Here is a 17,371-nt window from a genome sequence, read left to right as displayed (position 1 = left end):
GATACTTGTTTTGGTTGAGGTCTATTAAGTTACCATAGGCACAAATTAAAAACAAGAAATCCTGAAAGATAATATCTCTAATGAACAATATTTAAAAACGCAATATTTAATAAGCTGAAATACAGAATTTTATATTTTTTTATCTGCTTTATAAAAAGGTGATTTTTGTTAGTTTTTAGAGAAAAAAACATACGTACCCCTACGTAATTTATTGATTTTCAGCGCTAATTATAGAGATTCTTATATAGAAAAAAGAAGTTCTATATTTTCTTTGGCCCATTGATGTAGCGAATCTGAAGAAGGAGGAAGCTCTAGCTTTTTTATGATATTAGCTCTATGTTTTTGGACCGTTCTAATTGAAATCGATAATTCTTCAGAAATTTCTTTTGATGTTTTTCCATTCGCTATCAACTTTGTGATCGTTCGTTCTGAAGGTGATAGATTTCGTATACGCTCCATTTCAGGATGAATTTGAGTTTTCAAAATATGATCAAACGAATTGCTAAAATAACTAGCTCCAGAGGCTACCCTTTTAATACATTTTTCAATTTCAGTAAAAGGCTCATCCTTTAACAAATAACCCTGTATATTGAATTTTTTAGCTTTTAATACAAAAGCTTTTTCTTTATGGGAGGTAAGAATGATAAATTTTGTACAAACTCCGTGAGCTACAGATTCACTTATAACCTCAAAACCAGAAAGCACAGGCATTTCAATATCAATGATAGCAATATTAGGTTCATCTTTTATTATAAATTCTATTGCTTGTCCACCATCAATAGCAGCACCAATAACATTATAATTTTTTCCCTTCAGTTCATCACACAGGCCTTTTAAAAGCATTGGGTGATCGTCTGCAACTAGTATCGAATCTGGTATCATTTTTTTATAGAGATTTCTGCCAATAAAACTGTTCCTTTACCTAATTTGGAGTCGATGGCTAAGGTACCGTTCAAAATTCGTATTCGTTCTGTCATTGTTTTTAAACCAAGACTGTTTTGTTTTATTTTTTCTGAAACTTCAAAACCTTTGCCATTATCTTTAATCAAAGTTGTAAGCATTCTATTGCTTTTCGTAATGAAAATAGAAACCGAAGAAGCTTCGGCATGTTTTACAATATTATGTAAACTCTCTTGTATAAATCGATAGTAACTAAGTGTTTCTTTTTCTGAAAAATACGAATCTATATCGGCAATTTCAGTATAAAAATTTAGATTAGTTTGTTCGTCAATATCATACACCAATTGTTCAATACTTTCGGTTAAACCTAATTGTTTTAAAACTGAAGGATATAAACCACGAGAAATGCTACGTACTTCTTCAAGAGCGAGATTTGAAAGGGTTGAAATATCTTCTTGTTGATTTTTTTGAGCCGTCTTTTTAATCAGTGTTAGTTGCTGTCCTAAACTGTCGTGCAACTCTTTTGCGATTCGTGTGCGCTCTTCTTCTTGAGAGTCTAGTAGGCCTTCAGAAAAATGCTCTTGCAACTTAATTCGTAAACGTGTTTGTTTTATTAAATAGGCCGTGAATAAGATCAAACCTAAAACGACCAGGCAAATGAACCACCAGGTTTTATAAAAAAAGTTGTTAGAAATAATTTTTAATTGAAGTGGTTTACCAACTACTCTTTCTGAAAAATCTCTAGCTTCAATGGTAAGTGTATAGGTTCCAGGAGCTAAATTTTGAAAACGGATTTGAGGTCTTTTGTTTAATGAAATCCATGAAGCATTATTGAGTTTATAATAATATGAATTCTCATTCTTGGTCACCATATCTGTGAGTGAAAACTCTACTTCTAAATCTTTAAATTCTGCTGGTAAAGTAATGGTAGTATTTTTGGCTAAAAGAGTTCGATCATATACGGTTTCTATTTTATCGAGCTTTGTATTATAGGATTTTCTTTTTAAGAGAACTAATGATGTTTCGCTAATGTCACGTTGCAATGCTTGGCCATTAAAATAGTTGAGCCCGTTAAGAGTTCCCACTAGCATGCCATCTTCGGTATTTATTGCACTATACCTATTTGATTCATTATCGCTAAATCCGTCTTCGACAGAAAAGCGTTGCGCTTCTTTTGTTTCAGGATTGTAAGACACAAACCCGTTAAAGGTGTTAATCCACCATGATGTAGAAGTAGGTAAAATTGTAGCAATCCCTGCCTTAAAAGAATCCTCATAAAAGAGCTCAAAGCTCTCTGTATCAAAATTATGTGTAATTATATTACCCGTACGACTTCCCAACATAAAGCCATGATCCTCATTGTAATCTACCATTAAAAAAAATGGATCCTTAAAAAGTGTTGTAGAATCATTTATAAAACGAGTTTGTTTACTTTTAAAGTCATATTTCAAAATCCCTTTATCTGTTGCGCCTACCAATTTATTTTTATGGATTGCAAGATCGTAGACGTTTAGAGAATCTGAACTTATAAAAGGAGTATGCCTTTTTGTATGTGTATTAAATTTGACAACATTAAAATTGTGGGTGCCGTAAATTAGAATCGAATCATTTAATTTTTCCAAAGAAATTACCGGATAATATCTGTATAGATTTGTGGCTCTCGTTATCGTATCAATCTCAATGATTCTTCCAGAACTATTGCTCCATAGTTTATCTTTTATCGAAAAAATATTTCGTGCAGAGGCAGGTTTAAAATTTTCTCTGTCCCTGAGTATCGTATAAGGTTTTACCGTTTTTGATTTTGTGTCGAATTCAAACCAACCTTTGGTTTCTGTAGCAATGAGGTATGTGTTTTTTTGTTTTCTGAAAATGGTGCGAATGCTATGATCTTTCAAAAATGTTTGTACTGTTGTAGAAGGAAATTTAAAATAATGCAATTCGCCTGTACCAGTTCCCACCCATACTTCTTCTGTACAGTTTTTTGAAGCAATCCGCATGGGCGAACTTTTTGAAAAAACACCAGCATAGGTTTTAGAATTGATTGTATTGTTTTCTATCGTTGCTATCTCTAAATCTTCGTTTGTCGCAGTTAGGATCATTTCGTTATCAAACTTGTCCACAAAATTTGAAAGATTTTGATGCAACAACCTATTGTTTCGAAAAGGAGCTGGCCGAACCTCCATAGCTATAGAATCGACATAATGTAAGGTAGGATTATTACCTAAAAACACATAATGCTGATCATTGTTTTTGAAGTACGAGTCAATAAAATATTTTTCATAAGTGTTGCCAATTTTTTTAATAAATTTCTCTCCTGAAAATTTTTTTAAAACCCTGCCGTTCCAGTCAATATAGTGAATTGGAAAACTCGTGTCTGAAATAAGGCAAAAATCCCTAAAGGGAATAATAGCCGTTTTAGGCCCTACCAAATAATTAGTCACGTCGCTATTAAAACTATACAGTATTTCTACACTGAGGTCATCCTTTAGTACACACATATAAATTTCTCTATCACTCTGAAGCAGTAGATAATTGTTTCCTTTATAGGCAAAAACTAAGGAGCTTCCGGTCACTTTTTTATTAAATCCAGTGAAACTAATCTTAGTAAATTTTGTCGTAACCGGATCAAATAAAAAATTTATAGCTTCATTTGTGTGAATATAAAATTTACCATCGCTTCTTTTAAAAAAATGATTTACTTTTCTTATTCTTTCATATTCGGCTGGAAAATCTATCGTATGAAAAGTATTTCCATTATAGCGTTGCAGCCTATTTTTCTTTGTCGAATTAATAATCGTTCGTACCGCTAAACTCTCCCCTCCTAGCCAGAGAAAGCCATCGTTATCAAATTCCATACTCCGAACAATATCTATCTCCAGACCGTCACGGCTTGTGATACTTTCATGATAAATTTTATTGTTTTGAGCATACGAAAAAATCATCATCAGTAAGAAAATGGGTAGGACAACTCTGTTACAAAGTAAAAATTTGTTCATAAGATGCTAGAAAGATACAGCATGAAAAGTCGGCATCAAAAAATCTTAGGATTAAATGGTAAAGCAACTTTTTTATTTAAAATTATGTAATAAAAAACCCAAAACAAATGTTTTGGGTTGTAAAGGTTGGTTAGCCGATAGCTTCGTTGTACTCTTTTTACATCTTTTCTACATTGCCAGACCTACTGCTATTATTAGTAACCGCAGTTGGGTTTCCGTAGTAATTAATATCCCCACCACTACTGGCTCTGGCATTTAATTTATCTTTTACGTTAACAGTAATGTCTGCTCCGCTAGAAGCTTCAGCCACGCAGGAAATGACAACTAATTCTTTTGCATCGATATCACTGCCACTGGACGCGTCTGCATCGAGGTCACTAGCTTTCCCTGTTAGAACTATGTCTGCACCACTACTCGCTTCTGCACGTATCGTTTTAGAAAATACTTCCAGTTCAATGTCGGCTCCACTGGAAGCGTCAATATCTAGTGTTTCAGCTTTCATGACACTATTGCTGGAAATTTCACTTCCGCTAGAGGCATAAATACCTCGTAAGGAAGTAAACGTTACATACGCCTTTTTAGCTTTTGATCTTCCTATGTTTTCTTCGGCTTTAATCGTAAGTTTTCCGTTTTCTATTCGGGTAGAAATAATTTCTTGCAGATTCTGATCTGCCTCTATTTCCACTTTGGTTTCAGTTCCTTCTACAAGAAAAACTTCTATGCCGGCTGCGGATTTTATTTCGTCAAATGCTTCTCCTTGGATTCTGGTTTCTGTGGTAACGTTTCCGTCGCCATCTACACTTCCCAAATTTATATCAAAGTTGCAACTACTTAACGTAGCAATAGCTACAAAGGCAATAAGGATGCTATATGTTCTCATTGGTTTCAGTTTTTATGGTTAAGGTATCTTTTACTGCGGAAGCTTCCGAAGTAGTGTCATCGTCAAAGCTAGATTCTACTTCTTGCTCCCAGGTTTGATTTTGAGTTGTATTTTCAGGGTCTGCATCGCTTTCCGAAGCCTCTGTATTCTCTTCAACTTCTTCAGATTCGGGGCAATCCAGACACTGAGTTTCCTTATCGAGAATTAATAAATGGTACTCTTCATCGCCCACATTTAAAATATCTCCAGAACTACTGTAATTTCTATGAAAGGACTTTGTAGTACTGTCGGCAAATAGAACCGTCCCAATAGGCAAGTACACTATTATTTCAACTTCTTGATCGCGAAATCTATTTTCCAGATCGGTAATAAAGTAGCCGTCAAGACGTAAGGAATTATTCTCAAAACTATAGGTATAATCAATAGCTTCGGCTCTCTTCTTAGCATTTAAAAAGCTGTTGCCTTCGGCTAATTTCTCTACGGAAAGTTTTGCAATGCTATCACGTGTTGATTTTACAATTAGCCTAATATCGTTTGAGTAAATGACTTTATCTTCAGCATCATTGTATTTAATTTCGAATCCGCTATTGCGATATACCTCATTGTCATACAATTTATTAGCATTCATATACAAGGTAAGCGTATCACCTGCTTTTATATTTAGCGTTCTTTCTGAAATTACCGAATTATCATACGCTTTCTCTGTGGTCATTCTCACTCCAAAAATGAGGATCCCTATGATACTTAAGAACCAAAGCACAGCCAATATTATTTTAGCAGGTGTCCCAATAGATTTTAAATTATTGAACATAATTTTTAATCCCAGAATTAAGAGTGCAAAAAACGGAATACTTATAGCAAGAAAGGCTAATAGTGAGATGAGCCAGACAGGAGTCGTGCTCGTTTCTATAACGGCTGAAACATAATCCATCACTTCGCCACTTCCCCATAAATCTAACGATCCTAGTGTAAATAGACCAACTACAAGACCAAGTAAGACGCTAATTGCTACGAAAATTAAAAAGAGTCCAAATAATTTGACAAATATTTTTAATACTACTAGAAGGACATTACCAAGCCCACTAAAAAAACCAGATGCTCCGCTTTTTACTTTTTGCCCGTATTTGTCATAGTCTGCATTCTTTACCTTGTCTGCAACACTTTCATATCCTTCTTTAAACTTTTTTTCAATGTTAGAGATATTAATTGGTTCTCCTGTCATTTTTAACTTATCTGAGGTCGTTACCGCTGCTGGCACTAAAATCCACATAAGGATATAGACTGGTATAGCTAGACCGCTCGTAATAAAAGTTAAGAGGATCCAGATTAATCGTACCCATAAAGCATCAATACGTAAATAGTGTGCTAATCCTGATGATACTCCTGAGATGAACTTATTGTCAACGTCTCTGAAGAGTTGCTTATACGAAGTATCATATCTTCTATGATGCGATGCTGCCGGAGGAGTTTCTTCAAATAATTCTTCATCTACCGAATAGTCTTCAGGTTGTCCCATGACTGCAATCACTTCATCCAGTTCTTTAAGACTAATCACCTGTGATGTTGTTTCTACCTTCTCTGAAAAAAGTTCTGCAATACGAGCTTCTATATCCCGCATAATCTCATCACTTCCCTGAGGTTCGGTTAAGGATCGTTTGATGGCTTGAAGGTACCTTTGTAATTTTCCGAAGGCATCTTCATCGATGTGGAAAAATGTCCCTGCCAGATTTATATTTACTGTCTTTTTCATTTTTTAGTTGTTTCGCTTGTTACTCTGTTTACTGCCTTTTGCAAATCACTCCAGGTAGTGTCTAATTCTTTTAAAAATAGTTTTCCGGTTTCGGTAAGGTCATAATACTTGCGTGGCGGCCCGCTAGTGCTTTCTTCCCATCTATAAGATAGTAATCCAGCATTTTTTAAGCGGGTCAATAGCGGATATATAGTTCCTTCTACGACAAGCATTTTTGCGTCCTTTAAAGTGTCTAGGATATCACTAGTATAGGCCTCTCCATCTTTTAAAATAGAAAGAATACAGTACTCCAGCACCCCTTTACGCATTTGCGCTTTTGTGTTTTCAATTTTCATTTAGTGTGTATTAATTTTTTTGAACGTCATGTTCGCTTTTTGATTGATTGATAAAATCCAGCGTATTGATAAGGTACGCATGTTCTGTTTGCTGTATGCAATTCACTATCTCTGAAGACTGCTCAGTGTGATAGTCTGGAGGCACTTCTTTTCCAAGGATGCCAAGAACCGTAGCAATAATAAATTTTATAATGGTGGTCATAGTTAATTAATTTAATGTGGCTCGTTTAAAAAAGTTGATACAAAAAGGATAGCGATATTCTTTTCCTTTTGAGGCGTGCATTGCAGCATTAATAACAGCATAGAGTTCTAAAAGAAAAAGCCCGAAGAACAACAAGGCGACAACTACTGCTACCATAATATATCCTGCCAAATTTTCGATCTCATTTACTCTAATAGCATCCGTATGGTGTTCTATTGATTCAATAAGTGAAACAAAGTCTGTAACGAAAATAGCGAAGAACGGCAAACACAAAAAGCATATAATAAGTGTATATACAAAAATGCTTAGCTGAAAATTAATCGCTGCACGTCCATTGGTATCTATAAAATCTTTATCCTTATTTACTTGCCAAAGAATGATTGGACCCATAAAATTCCCTAAGGGAATAAAATATTTTAAAAAAGTAGAAAGATGAATAAAGGCACTCACATTCTTTTCATTTTCTGAAATCTCTAAGGGTGTTTTGATTGATTGGTTTTCCATGATTGATTAATTGCTTATACAAATATATGTCTTTTAAAAGGTATTATGTTACGCATAGTACTAAAATTTAACATTTATTTAAGAATTGGATGGTGTTCTATCTTGATGTATCTTCGCCAAAAAATCGCTCTTATGCCAATACCAGTAAGCAAAATCAATAGTTTTCTATTATTTAAGTTACCCTCTTGTTATTTTTCTGGAGTACGGGTAAAAACCATTTCTGAAATTACTTGCACTACTTCCGTAAAACACAAATGGATCAATCAAAATCCATTTAATTCCTTATATTTTGCTGTACAAGCGATGGCTGCAGAACTATCTACAGGGGCTCTGGTCATGTCTTGTATAAAAGAAAAGAATGCGAAAGTTTCTATGTTGGTTGCCAATAATAAAGCTAATTTTTCTAAAAAAGCAACAGGTAGGATTACTTTTAGTTGTCATGACGGACTTGCAATTAAAGAAGCTATTGACAGGACCATTGAGACCGGCGACGGACAAACTTGCTGGATGAAATCTCAAGGAGTCGATGAGCAAGGTGATGTGGTTTCCACATTTGAGTTTGAGTGGACGGTGAAGAAAAAGTCGTGAAACGTGAAACGTGAAAAATATTACAAATTAACTTGTAACTTACAACCTTTAAATTTTAAACTTCTTTAATGGATTTTCCAAAATATTTATTAGGCGACAATACAGATTTCCCAGATGCGGTTTTTGTGATTCATACCGAATTTCCTCGTTTTATTATTAATCTTCAAAATGATGAAGTAGAATGGTTGGAAGAATTTGACAATCACGACCAGAAAGAACTGGAAAGTGAGACCGAAAATTATATCAAGGAAGCCACAGATTTTTACGACAGAGAAGTAGCACGCTACGAAGATGATTGAGGAATTACTCAAATATGACGAACAACTTTTTTTATTCCTCAACGGATTAGGAAACACATCCTGGGACGGATTTTGGAACGTAGTGACCCACAAACTCTCTTCTATTCCACTATATGCTATGTTACTTTATCTGGTGTATAAAAAATTTGGAGTAAAAGGAACTCTTATTGTTATGGTTGTAGCTGCCTTTATGATTACAGCTACAGATCAGCTAGCCAATCTATTTAAATACGGTATCGCAAGACCGCGCCCTTGCAGAGTAGAAAGTTTACAGACTACAATCCGTTTTGTAGCTGAGCGTTGCGGACGTTTCGGTTATTTTTCTGCACATGCCGCAAGTTCGATGGCAGCAGCCGTTTTTATAGGTTTACTTTTAAAATCCAGGTATAAATATCTCCCTTTCCTACTCCTTTTCTGGGCTGTAGTAATCGGATACAGTCGTATTTACTTAGGGGTTCATTATCCGTTGGATGTCATCACAGGAATGTTTTTTGGAGCCATTTTTGGTTTTCTGGTTTTTCTTCTAAATCGTTGGGCACAACGAAAGTTTATTGGCTAAGGTTTCCTTTATATGGAACCTATTTCCTTTCGACCAGAAACAAGTCCCGCCACAATCTAGTTTTATGTGAATTGCTTGAAGCCGGCTGTGGATTCATATCGTAGCGCCTTATTTTTTCTACGGAAAATTCTTTAAATGTTTCTTCAAATAGTTCTTGATCCCGTTCGGCTACTAATACGCCAAACCTATTTTCTGAAGGTATTTCTAGCACTTGAGTGACGTCATTTTTTATTATAGGAAGTGGTTTCCCATATTCCCACACCAACTCTGGCGACATATCTGTAAATTCAAAAACCTTAACTGCTTCTGCGGTTTGCCAAGTACTTAATGCTGAAAATGAGGTGTACTCAGGATTTACCGTAAAAGCTCTCGCCATAGGCATTCCAAAAGTGACAATAGCCGCAATAAAACAGATGGTCAAATAGAAGACAGGCTCTATTTGTTTTCGACGTAAATAGATCAGAATATAACTACCAATAATCAGCAAACTAGCGCATAGTAAGACGAACCAAATAATATTTCCAGCAAGATGTTCTTTTAGAAAAAAGTAACCTCCTACAGGAAAACCAATCCCGATAGCAGCAACAATTCCGAAGTGAATATAGATAGGAACAGTTTCTTTTTTATTAGTTATTTCAGAAAATCTTCGGAATATATAATCCATATAATAGGCTGTATTTAAAGCCAACGGAATGAGCACTGGCAATAAGTATCTTGATTTTTTTTCAGGAATTAAAGACAATAACACAACCGAAGCCATAGTCCATAAAAACGTAAAAAGATATCCTTTTTTATCACTCACTCTGTTTTTGAGATACGGATATAGTAAACTGACAAAAGCTGGAATTGTCCAGATTCCACTTTGTGTAAAGAAACTCCAGTAATAGTAAAAGGGTCGTACATTATACCCCGTCCAGTTAGCTGCTTCTTTGGCATTGATAGCTGCTACCGTTTCGGCATCATACAAATAGGTATACCCATACCACCAGCCTGATACTATACTTCCAACGACCAAAAATAAAAGCAATGGAAGTAGGCGTGATTTTAAATTCGTGTACTTAAAAACCACTCCAAAAGCGATTATAAAGGGTAGTAATAATGCATATAACGAAACTGGTCCTTTACTCATAAACGCAAGACCAAAAAACAGTCCGGCGATAAGAGCCCGTAGGTATTTTTTAGCATCTTCGGTAAAAAAAAGAAACAATTGATAAATACACACCATCATAAAAGCATGCGTAAATATGTCCCAATTGGCATCCCTACTTGCCGAAACAACATAAAAAGAAGTTGCCAGAATTAAGCCACCTACAAAAGCAAGTTTTGCATTATTAAAAACTTTTTTAGCAAACCTATAGGTTGTAAGTACAAGTAGCATTCCCATAAGAGCAGCAGGAAGTCGTAAGCCCGCTATAGAGTTTAGCCCGAAAAGCATCCCCGAAATTGCTGTTATCCAGGTTGGAAGTGGTGGTTTGTTATAGCGCGGCTCGCCGTTCATAGTTGTCAACAACCAGTGATCGTCCTGTAGCATTTCACGGGCAGTTATAAAATTACGTGCTTCCATGATGTTTACGTGCAACACATCTAAATGCATACAAAAGATTGCGATGCATGCCAGGATTAGCCAGAACCAATGATTATGTTTAAGTGCCTGCATTGTGTTGTTTTTTCCAGATAAAGATATTCCGGATATAAATAATGAGTCCAGAAACGTGCCCTATGAACAACACAGGATCTTCTCTAAAGATAGCATAGGTCAAGATCAATGAGGCTCCTAATACGCTCATCCGCCAGAAACCGACAGGCAATTGAGAGGTTTTTGTTTTTTCAGAATACATCCATTGGTAGATAAACCGAAGCGTAAAAAGTACCTGTGAGATTATTCCCAACAAAAATAGCCACATAGGAATACTCGCATTGTTAAAAAGTTCTTGAGCATCGTAGGCACCGTTATTAAATCCGTAAATCACAATGATCACTGGGAAAACCAATAAGAATACCTGTATGATTTTATGTGCTTTTTGCCACTCTCCCTGTAACTGTAAATTCCTAATGTAGATATAATAGGTCAATGCCTGCCCTAACATTATGGCAAAATCATCTCTAAGGTATCCATACACAAACAACAAAAATGAAGCCAGCAGACTTAATTTCCAAAAAACACTAGGGGTAATGACCCGTTTATTTTTTTCTGAAAGAATCCACTGTAATAACAATCTCCCGGAAAACAGAATTTGAGCTAAGAACCCAATACTATAGACCATCCAGTCACTCATCCTTTACTTTTCACAGTATAGTTAATATATTTTTTTTTCATCCAGAGGTACGCAAAACAATCCATCAAAGGGCCTAACAATCGGTTCCAGACTCCAAACTTTGCAGTGCCTGCCACCCGTGGAAAATGCTGTACTGGCACTTGTAACACTTTTCCTTCCTGTAATAAGATCATCGCTGGTAAAAACCGATGCAACCCCTTAAACATTGGGATGCGCTTTGCATAGTCGGACTTAATTACTTTTAGCGGGCAACCTGTATCGTCCATTCCATCACTGGTAAAAGCACGACGAATTCCGTTGGCGATAGTAGATGATATATTTTTTACAAAACTATCTTTTCTATTGGCACGAACTCCTGTAACCAGATCGTATTCCCCTATATGCTGTAGCAATAAATTGAAGTCTTCGGGAGCCGTTTGAAGATCACTATCAATATACCCAACTAATGGAGCTTCTACATGATCAAATCCTGCTTTTATAGCTGCACTTAGCCCTCTATTTGCTTCAAAATTTATAAAATTAAATGCTTCATTACGCTGACAAATTGCTTCGATCAATTCCTGACTTTTATCTTTGGAGCCATCATTGACAAAAAGAATCGAAGTTTTCTTAGTTGCAATAGCAATATAGGCAAGTAATTCTTTTTCAACACGTTCTAGATTTTCCTCTTCGTTGTACACGGGAACTATAATGGTGAAATCGTACATAAAGTTGGTATAGGTTTCTGCTGCAAAAGTATTTCTTTTTTTATCAATGAAACCCAATTTAAAAAATCACTTAAAAAGATGTTACTTTGTAGTCGCAAATTAGATGTATGAAAATTCTTATCACAGGAGCTGCAGGTTTCATTGGCTCACACACATGTGAACGTTTAGCAAAGATGGGACACGAGGTAGTAGGGGTAGATAATTTTTCTTCTTATTACGATGTATATTTAAAACAGTTAAATGCCAAAGCATTGCAGGATGTGGGTGTTGTAGTAGCAAATCTAGACCTTCGGAACGACGATCTTTCCATCCATATTACGGAAGATATCGACTATATATTTCACTTCGCTGCACAACCCGGAATTGCTGTTAAAAGCACGTTTGAGGATTATTTTACCAATAATTTTATAGGCACCCAGCGAATGCTGGATGTAATAGAGACTCTTGACAACAAGCCGTTTTTTGTGAATATTGCCACTTCCTCCATTTATGGTCTGGAAGCTACATTTCCAGAAACCGAACCGCCTAAGCCAGCTTCTTGGTATGGAGTTACAAAATTAGCGGCAGAACAATTAGTATTGGCTTATGTACGCCGTGGGTTTTTAAAAGGAACCTCCTTACGATTGTATTCTGTATATGGCCCACGGGAGCGTCCAGATAAATTATATACGCGTTTAATAGATTGTGGCATTAATAATAAACCTTTCCCTCTTTTTGAAGGAAGCACCACACATCTTCGCAGTTTTACCTACGTACAAGACATTGTGGATGGTGTAGTTAGTGTGATTGGAAAAGAAACCATTTGCAACGGTGAGATCTTTAACCTTGGTTCCGAAACTGAAAACACCACGCAAAAAGGTATTGAAGTAGTAGAAACTATTCTACAAACCAAAATAACAATGGAGCGAAAACCAGCAAGACCTGGCGACCAGTCCAGAACAAAAGCAAATATTGATAAAGCTAGAAAATTGCTAGGGTATAGTCCTCAAACCACCTTGGAAGAAGGTCTTAAAGCTCAGGTAGCTTGGTTTCAAGATACTTTTAAATAATTATCGAAGCTCTAAAATAGTTTCTGCAGCTTCAAATGGAGTTGTCTCTTGGGATTCGATTTTTGCTACCTGAATTTTTAATTCCTTCTGAATAACTTCGGAAGAAAAAAAATCACTTTTTAATCGGTTTTCGATCGTCTGAAGCAACCAAAATTTATTCTGGTCATTTCTCTTTTTCTGAAAATTTCCTTTTGTAGTTCCTTCAGCAATAAAATCAGAAATTAACTCTTGTATTTTATCGATACCTTCATTTTGAATAGCAGAACACAGCAGTGTTTTTGGTACCCATCCGCCATCTTTAGGTGGATAGAGATGCAGCGCTCTGTTAAATTCTGTTTTGGCGATTTTTGCAGCTTTTAGGTTTTCGCCATCGGCTTTATTGATCACAATAGCATCTGCCATTTCCATAATACCACGTTTAATTCCTTGTAACTCATCACCTGCTCCGGCTAGTTTCAGCAATAAAAAGAAATCGGTCATCGAATGCACTGCAGTTTCACTTTGTCCAACGCCTACCGTTTCGATTAAAATGGTATCAAAGCCTGCAGCTTCGCACAAAATTATTGCTTCGCGGGTCTTACGCGCTACACCGCCAAGAGAATCACCAGAAGCCGAAGGCCTAATAAAGGCATTTTCTTCTTTTACAAGCGATTCCATTCTGGTTTTATCTCCCAGAATACTCCCTTTACTTAGCGTGCTACTTGGGTCTACTGCCAGTACAGCCACTTTTTTACCTCGCTTAATAAGAAGGGTTCCAAAACTTTCAATAAACGTACTTTTTCCTACACCAGGAACTCCTGTAATCCCTATGCGAATACTTTGATTGGCTTTAGGCAAGCAGCCTTTAATAAGTTGTTTAGCCTGTTCTTGATGTTTCGAAGCCATACTTTCAATAATGGTAATGGCGCGACTAAGCGCTACTTTGTTACCCTCAAGAACCGCAGCAATTAAAGTATTAATATCAATTGATTTTTTTCGTTGTTCCTTGAGATGAGAAGCCGCAGTTTTACTTATGGTATCTGGAGCATCAACGCCTTCTTTATTCTGCAAGGCACTTTTATGTTTTGATTGTTTTCCCACTATGTGAATTTATGACAAATTTATGAATCTAGGTTTTAGATTGCTTGTTAATCCTAGTATCTTTAATCTCTCAACTTAAAAAAACAGAAAATGAAAACGTTATATGAAGCAACCTGTGTTGCAGAAGGAGCTAGAAAAGGACACGTACATACGCCAGATGGTCCTATAGATATGAACTTATCTACGCCAAAATCTATGGGAGGCGAAGGTGGTGATGGAACCAATCCGGAGCAATTATTTGGATGCGCCTATGCAGCATGTTTTGGAAGTGCTATTGAAGCTGTAGCAAAAGCAGAAAAAATTAAGATTGATACTAAAGATATTAGTGTGACTGCAACTATTGGTTTTTGTAAAGATGATGAAGGATTTTGCCTAGAAGCCACATTGGATTGTTATATTCCTGGAGTTGATCTTGAAACAGGTGAAGACCTTGTTGAAAAGGCGCATGAAGTTTGCCCTTTCAGTAAAGCAACCCGAGACAACATTACTGTAACACTCAATTTATTATTGGATGAATAATCGGTCAATTTAACTATTAAAAAAGGGTCTTATTTAAATAAGACCCTTTTTTAATTGAAGATTTATAGTGAAAATTACGCTTCTACTTCAGTTTCTATGGTCGCCAAATAACGCTCTGCATCCAGTGCAGCCATACAACCTGTACCTGCAGCAGTTACAGCCTGACGGTATTCTTTATCCTGTACATCTCCGCTTGCGAAAACACCTGGTTTGTTTGTTTTAGTAGATTTACCTTCGGTTATTAAATATCCGGTAGCATCCATTTTTAATTGACCTTTAAAAATATCCGTATTGGGTTTATGACCAATGGCAATAAAAAGTCCGGTGATTTCAATTTCTTCTTTCTCTCCCGTCTGATTATTCTTCATTCTAAGGCCTTCTACCACCATATCACCTAATACTTCATCAACTTCGGTATTGTAGCGTAGATCAATATTTTTTGTACCAGTAACGCGATGTTGCATTGCTTTAGAAGCTTTCATTTCATCTTTTCGAACCAACATAGTTACTTTATTACAGATATTGGCAAGGTAAGTAGCTTCTTCGGCTGCAGTATCTCCTCCACCAACAATTGCGACATCCTGACCTTTGTAAAAAAACCCATCACAAACAGCACATGCTGATACTCCGCCACCACGTAATTTTTGCTCACTCGGTAATCCCAAATATTTTGCTGTTGCCCCTGTTGAAATGATTACCGTTTCAGCTTCCAACTGTGTATTATTATCTACCGTTATTTTGTGGAGCCCTCCTACTTCATCACTAAAATCTACTGCGGTGACCATTCCAATTCTTACCTCCGTTCCAAAACGTTCGGCTTGTTGTTGCAACTGAATCATCATTGTTGGACCGTCAATTCCTTCAGGATACCCTGGAAAATTATCGACTTCTGTAGTCGTTGTCAATTGTCCCCCTGGTTCCATTCCCGTATACATAATAGGCTTAAGATCTGCTCTTGCTGCGTATATAGCCGCCGTATATCCTGCGGGACCAGAACCTATAATTAAACATTTTATTCTTTCGATGGTTTCAGACATAATAACTAGTGTAAATATTAAATTGTAAAAATAGGAACTTTGAATCGAAGCAATGTAAAAAAGTTATTAAGTTTTCTAATGCTTCTATCAACACCTGCAATTGATTTTAACATACTGTTTTTAGTTCGTCACAAAGTATTGCTAATTACAATATGACCAGCACTATTCTTTCGTATTTTTAAATAACAATTAAAACTTACCACACATAGTGTGTATTTAAAATCTAGAAAAGATGAAAACGATACTATCTTTAATTCTATTGGGTATAGCCCTTACTGTAGGCATATTGCTTCCTAAATCTGGCTCACTTTCAGAAAAAGATACCATTACTGTTACTTTTGATGGCTATGAAGGAGAGTATTATTTTTTTAGTGATAAAAATTTTAAGGCCATTCAGTTAACTGAAAGAGATGAACTCCCAATTAAAGCTTCAAAATTAAGAGAGGGCGATTATGTAGGTTCAACTTTTACAATTAAAGCTTCTAAAGTTATTAAAAAAGATACATACGATGCATCTGTGAGCGTTAATTTCTAAAACTAGCCCTTATACAATTAAGTGCAGATATATGGATTATGCCAACCTGGATCAGGTAGTGTTTTAAATTTGTGAATAACCTCTTTAGGAATCGAGAATTCTACTTTTTTAGAAACTTTATTTACATATTTAGAGTTTTCATACTTAAAATCACGAAGTAGCATATTTGGTGCAATTGCCTGATTCATCTCATCATACTGAATTTGACCTCTGGGTGTTTTTATTTTTTTATTTTTTAAAGCTTCGGAAAGGTTTCTAGGAATTTTTTCTTCGTCCTCTAACACTTTAAGTATTGTGAGTCCAACTTCAAAACCTAATAATGAAATAACAGTAGGTTGCTCGTCATAGGAAGTATAATACTCTGAATTAAAATATTGCATTTCTTCTGTTTCATCTGCAAAAGACCAAGTTGCAAAAGATTGTACTAATTGGATATTGTAATTTTCAGTATTAAAGCTTTCATCCGTCATTAAAGGAATGGTTAATATTGGAACATTCCCATTAAGGCTACTTTTTGAAAGAGCTTTAAACATTGTACCCCCTTCTTTATAACTAAAAGCAGCTAAAATTACATCGGGTTCTACTTTTTCAATTTCAGAAATTCTTTCGGAAAAGTTCATTTGTTTGTAATCCATAGGGTTTACAAAATAACCTACAACCTCACCTCCTTCGGCAGTAAGACCTTCTACAAAAGAAGCAGATATATGATAGCCCCCATCATACGCTGAAGATAAAATCGCTACTTTCTTACCAAATTTACGTACAGCAAAGGATGCTGCTGTGTAGGCAGATTGCCATACATTTAAAGTGTGGTGTAATACATAGGGATTTACGTTTTCGTCTTTTAAAACAGATGCCCCTAACCCAACGTGTATTAAAGGTTTTTTATAATTTTTAAAAAGAGTAGTAAATTCGGGTAATATATTTGATCCACAGAAACCAATCGTTAAATCGATGTGATTTTGTAGTAGTAGTTTTTCTGTTGTTTTGAGTACACTTGCATCTGTGGCTGTACCAATACTTTCTATAATAAATTCAATCTCATCTTGTGCGACTTTTTGTTGTAATGATAGTTTTAATCCGTTTAAAAAATCTAACGCCAGTCTTGGGAACATATCTGACCTAGGAAGTAATACAGCAATTTTTTTTGTCATT

At 35.8% G+C, this 17,371-nt stretch carries 19 protein-coding genes; 6 read left to right on the top strand and 13 right to left on the bottom strand.

Annotated elements, in window-relative coordinates; genetic code table 11:
• Positions 1-240 precede the first annotated feature (240 nt).
• The 7 genes from ACFQO1_RS11390 to ACFQO1_RS11360 form a co-directional block, all read right to left on the bottom strand.
• Positions 241-882, bottom strand: a complete 642-nt coding sequence (locus tag ACFQO1_RS11390) for a response regulator (RefSeq protein WP_380218234.1) — start codon at positions 880-882, stop codon at positions 241-243.
• The gene (locus tag ACFQO1_RS11385; RefSeq protein WP_380218232.1) at positions 879-3,896 is read right to left on the bottom strand and encodes a sensor histidine kinase; all 3,018 of its coding nucleotides are present in this window, start codon (positions 3,894-3,896) and stop codon (positions 879-881) included. The genes ACFQO1_RS11390 and ACFQO1_RS11385 overlap by 4 nt, the downstream gene beginning before the upstream one ends.
• Before the next feature lie 157 nt (positions 3,897-4,053).
• Positions 4,054-4,776 (bottom strand): head GIN domain-containing protein, encoded by a 723-nt coding sequence (locus tag ACFQO1_RS11380; protein WP_380218230.1) that lies wholly within the window; start codon positions 4,774-4,776, stop codon positions 4,054-4,056.
• Complete coding sequence (locus tag ACFQO1_RS11375) at positions 4,763-6,526, bottom strand: PspC domain-containing protein (RefSeq protein ID WP_380218228.1); 1,764 nt, start codon at positions 6,524-6,526, stop codon at positions 4,763-4,765. The genes ACFQO1_RS11380 and ACFQO1_RS11375 overlap by 14 nt, the downstream gene beginning before the upstream one ends.
• Entirely contained in the window at positions 6,523-6,861 is a 339-nt protein-coding gene (locus ACFQO1_RS11370) for a PadR family transcriptional regulator (protein WP_380218226.1), read from the bottom strand. Before ACFQO1_RS11370 ends, ACFQO1_RS11375 begins: the two co-directional genes overlap by 4 nt.
• A gap of 10 nt (positions 6,862-6,871) precedes the next feature.
• Positions 6,872-7,063, bottom strand: coding sequence for a hypothetical protein (locus tag ACFQO1_RS11365; protein WP_380218224.1), 192 nt, complete (start codon positions 7,061-7,063; stop codon positions 6,872-6,874).
• Positions 7,064-7,069: 6 nt separating this feature from the next.
• Positions 7,070-7,567 carry a DUF4870 domain-containing protein gene (locus ACFQO1_RS11360; protein ID WP_380218222.1) on the bottom strand — a complete coding sequence of 166 codons (498 nt, stop codon included), beginning with the start codon at positions 7,565-7,567 and terminating at the stop codon, positions 7,070-7,072.
• A gap of 132 nt (positions 7,568-7,699) precedes the next feature.
• Here ACFQO1_RS11360 and ACFQO1_RS11355 point away from each other — a divergent pair, with 132 nt between their 5' ends.
• The 3 genes from ACFQO1_RS11355 (at position 7,700) to ACFQO1_RS11345 (ending at position 9,013) form a co-directional block, all read left to right on the top strand.
• Positions 7,700-8,155, top strand: coding sequence for a DUF4442 domain-containing protein (locus tag ACFQO1_RS11355; RefSeq protein WP_380218220.1), 456 nt, complete (start codon positions 7,700-7,702; stop codon positions 8,153-8,155).
• Positions 8,156-8,223: 68 nt separating this feature from the next.
• Entirely contained in the window at positions 8,224-8,454 is a 231-nt protein-coding gene (locus ACFQO1_RS11350; RefSeq protein WP_380218218.1) for a hypothetical protein, read from the top strand.
• Positions 8,447-9,013, top strand: a complete 567-nt coding sequence (locus ACFQO1_RS11345; protein WP_380218216.1) for a phosphatase PAP2 family protein — start codon at positions 8,447-8,449, stop codon at positions 9,011-9,013. The genes ACFQO1_RS11350 and ACFQO1_RS11345 overlap by 8 nt, the downstream gene beginning before the upstream one ends.
• A gap of 19 nt (positions 9,014-9,032) precedes the next feature.
• On the opposite strand, the gene ACFQO1_RS11340 is transcribed toward ACFQO1_RS11345, so the two are convergent.
• Genes ACFQO1_RS11340 through ACFQO1_RS11330 form a run of 3 tightly spaced genes read right to left on the bottom strand, consistent with a single transcriptional unit; the run spans position 9,033 to position 11,996 of the window.
• Entirely contained in the window at positions 9,033-10,670 is a 1,638-nt protein-coding gene (locus ACFQO1_RS11340) for an ArnT family glycosyltransferase (RefSeq protein ID WP_380218214.1), read from the bottom strand.
• Complete coding sequence (locus ACFQO1_RS11335) at positions 10,657-11,289, bottom strand: lipid-A-disaccharide synthase N-terminal domain-containing protein (RefSeq protein ID WP_380218212.1); 633 nt, start codon at positions 11,287-11,289, stop codon at positions 10,657-10,659. Before ACFQO1_RS11335 ends, ACFQO1_RS11340 begins: the two co-directional genes overlap by 14 nt.
• Positions 11,286-11,996, bottom strand: coding sequence for a glycosyltransferase family 2 protein (locus ACFQO1_RS11330; RefSeq protein WP_380218210.1), 711 nt, complete (start codon positions 11,994-11,996; stop codon positions 11,286-11,288). The genes ACFQO1_RS11335 and ACFQO1_RS11330 overlap by 4 nt, the downstream gene beginning before the upstream one ends.
• A gap of 107 nt (positions 11,997-12,103) precedes the next feature.
• On the opposite strand from ACFQO1_RS11330, the gene ACFQO1_RS11325 reads away from it, so the two are divergent.
• Entirely contained in the window at positions 12,104-13,045 is a 942-nt protein-coding gene (locus ACFQO1_RS11325) for an NAD-dependent epimerase/dehydratase family protein (RefSeq protein WP_380218208.1), read from the top strand.
• Here the strand turns inward: ACFQO1_RS11325 and meaB are convergent, their stop codons facing one another.
• Positions 13,046-14,125, bottom strand: coding sequence for a methylmalonyl Co-A mutase-associated GTPase MeaB (meaB, locus tag ACFQO1_RS11320; protein WP_380218206.1), 1,080 nt, complete (start codon positions 14,123-14,125; stop codon positions 13,046-13,048).
• A 90-nt stretch (positions 14,126-14,215) separates the two neighbouring features.
• Between meaB and ACFQO1_RS11315 the strand changes: the two genes are divergently transcribed.
• The gene (locus ACFQO1_RS11315) at positions 14,216-14,644 is read left to right on the top strand and encodes an organic hydroperoxide resistance protein (RefSeq protein ID WP_380218204.1); all 429 of its coding nucleotides are present in this window, start codon (positions 14,216-14,218) and stop codon (positions 14,642-14,644) included.
• Between the two features lie 74 nt (positions 14,645-14,718).
• On the opposite strand, the gene trxB is transcribed toward ACFQO1_RS11315, so the two are convergent.
• Entirely contained in the window at positions 14,719-15,681 is a 963-nt protein-coding gene (trxB, locus tag ACFQO1_RS11310) for a thioredoxin-disulfide reductase (RefSeq protein WP_380218202.1), read from the bottom strand.
• A 232-nt stretch (positions 15,682-15,913) separates the two neighbouring features.
• On the opposite strand from trxB, the gene ACFQO1_RS11305 reads away from it, so the two are divergent.
• On the top strand, positions 15,914-16,216 hold the full coding sequence (locus ACFQO1_RS11305) for a hypothetical protein (RefSeq protein WP_380218200.1): 303 nt from the start codon (positions 15,914-15,916) through the stop codon (positions 16,214-16,216).
• Positions 16,217-16,233: 17 nt separating this feature from the next.
• On the opposite strand, the gene ACFQO1_RS11300 is transcribed toward ACFQO1_RS11305, so the two are convergent.
• A complete protein-coding gene (locus ACFQO1_RS11300) occupies positions 16,234-17,370 on the bottom strand; it encodes an ABC transporter substrate-binding protein (RefSeq protein WP_380218198.1) in 1,137 nt (378 codons plus the stop codon).
• Between the last annotated feature and the right edge of the window lies 1 nt (position 17,371).

Origin of the sequence: Jejudonia soesokkakensis (genome assembly GCF_042664795.1) — a bacterium.
In the GTDB taxonomy this organism is placed as follows: Bacteria; Bacteroidota; Bacteroidia; order Flavobacteriales; family Flavobacteriaceae; genus Jejudonia; species Jejudonia soesokkakensis.
The sequence above is the reverse complement of the archived record's forward strand: the minus strand, read 5'-3'. Positions and strand labels throughout refer to the sequence as shown.

Excerpts from the sequence above, each read along its gene's own strand:
- ACFQO1_RS11350 (WP_380218218.1), top strand. The coding sequence starts at position 8,224 with ATGGATTTTCCAAAATATTTATTAGGCGACAATACAGATTTCCCAGAT.
- ACFQO1_RS11305 (WP_380218200.1), top strand. The coding sequence starts at position 15,914 with ATGAAAACGATACTATCTTTAATTCTATTGGGTATAGCCCTTACTGTA.
- ACFQO1_RS11380 (WP_380218230.1), bottom strand. The coding sequence starts at position 4,776 with ATGAGAACATATAGCATCCTTATTGCCTTTGTAGCTATTGCTACGTTA.
- ACFQO1_RS11385 (WP_380218232.1), bottom strand. The coding sequence starts at position 3,896 with ATGAACAAATTTTTACTTTGTAACAGAGTTGTCCTACCCATTTTCTTA.
- ACFQO1_RS11325 (WP_380218208.1), top strand. The coding sequence starts at position 12,104 with ATGAAAATTCTTATCACAGGAGCTGCAGGTTTCATTGGCTCACACACA.
- ACFQO1_RS11370 (WP_380218226.1), bottom strand. The coding sequence starts at position 6,861 with ATGAAAATTGAAAACACAAAAGCGCAAATGCGTAAAGGGGTGCTGGAG.
- ACFQO1_RS11360 (WP_380218222.1), bottom strand. The coding sequence starts at position 7,567 with ATGGAAAACCAATCAATCAAAACACCCTTAGAGATTTCAGAAAATGAA.
- ACFQO1_RS11375 (WP_380218228.1), bottom strand. The coding sequence starts at position 6,526 with ATGAAAAAGACAGTAAATATAAATCTGGCAGGGACATTTTTCCACATC.
- trxB (WP_380218202.1), bottom strand. The coding sequence starts at position 15,681 with ATGTCTGAAACCATCGAAAGAATAAAATGTTTAATTATAGGTTCTGGT.
- ACFQO1_RS11365 (WP_380218224.1), bottom strand. The coding sequence starts at position 7,063 with ATGACCACCATTATAAAATTTATTATTGCTACGGTTCTTGGCATCCTT.
- ACFQO1_RS11340 (WP_380218214.1), bottom strand. The coding sequence starts at position 10,670 with ATGCAGGCACTTAAACATAATCATTGGTTCTGGCTAATCCTGGCATGC.
- ACFQO1_RS11335 (WP_380218212.1), bottom strand. The coding sequence starts at position 11,289 with ATGAGTGACTGGATGGTCTATAGTATTGGGTTCTTAGCTCAAATTCTG.
- ACFQO1_RS11390 (WP_380218234.1), bottom strand. The coding sequence starts at position 882 with ATGATACCAGATTCGATACTAGTTGCAGACGATCACCCAATGCTTTTA.
- ACFQO1_RS11345 (WP_380218216.1), top strand. The coding sequence starts at position 8,447 with ATGATTGAGGAATTACTCAAATATGACGAACAACTTTTTTTATTCCTC.
- ACFQO1_RS11355 (WP_380218220.1), top strand. The coding sequence starts at position 7,700 with ATGCCAATACCAGTAAGCAAAATCAATAGTTTTCTATTATTTAAGTTA.
- ACFQO1_RS11315 (WP_380218204.1), top strand. The coding sequence starts at position 14,216 with ATGAAAACGTTATATGAAGCAACCTGTGTTGCAGAAGGAGCTAGAAAA.
- ACFQO1_RS11330 (WP_380218210.1), bottom strand. The coding sequence starts at position 11,996 with ATGTACGATTTCACCATTATAGTTCCCGTGTACAACGAAGAGGAAAAT.
- ACFQO1_RS11300 (WP_380218198.1), bottom strand. The coding sequence starts at position 17,370 with ATGACAAAAAAAATTGCTGTATTACTTCCTAGGTCAGATATGTTCCCA.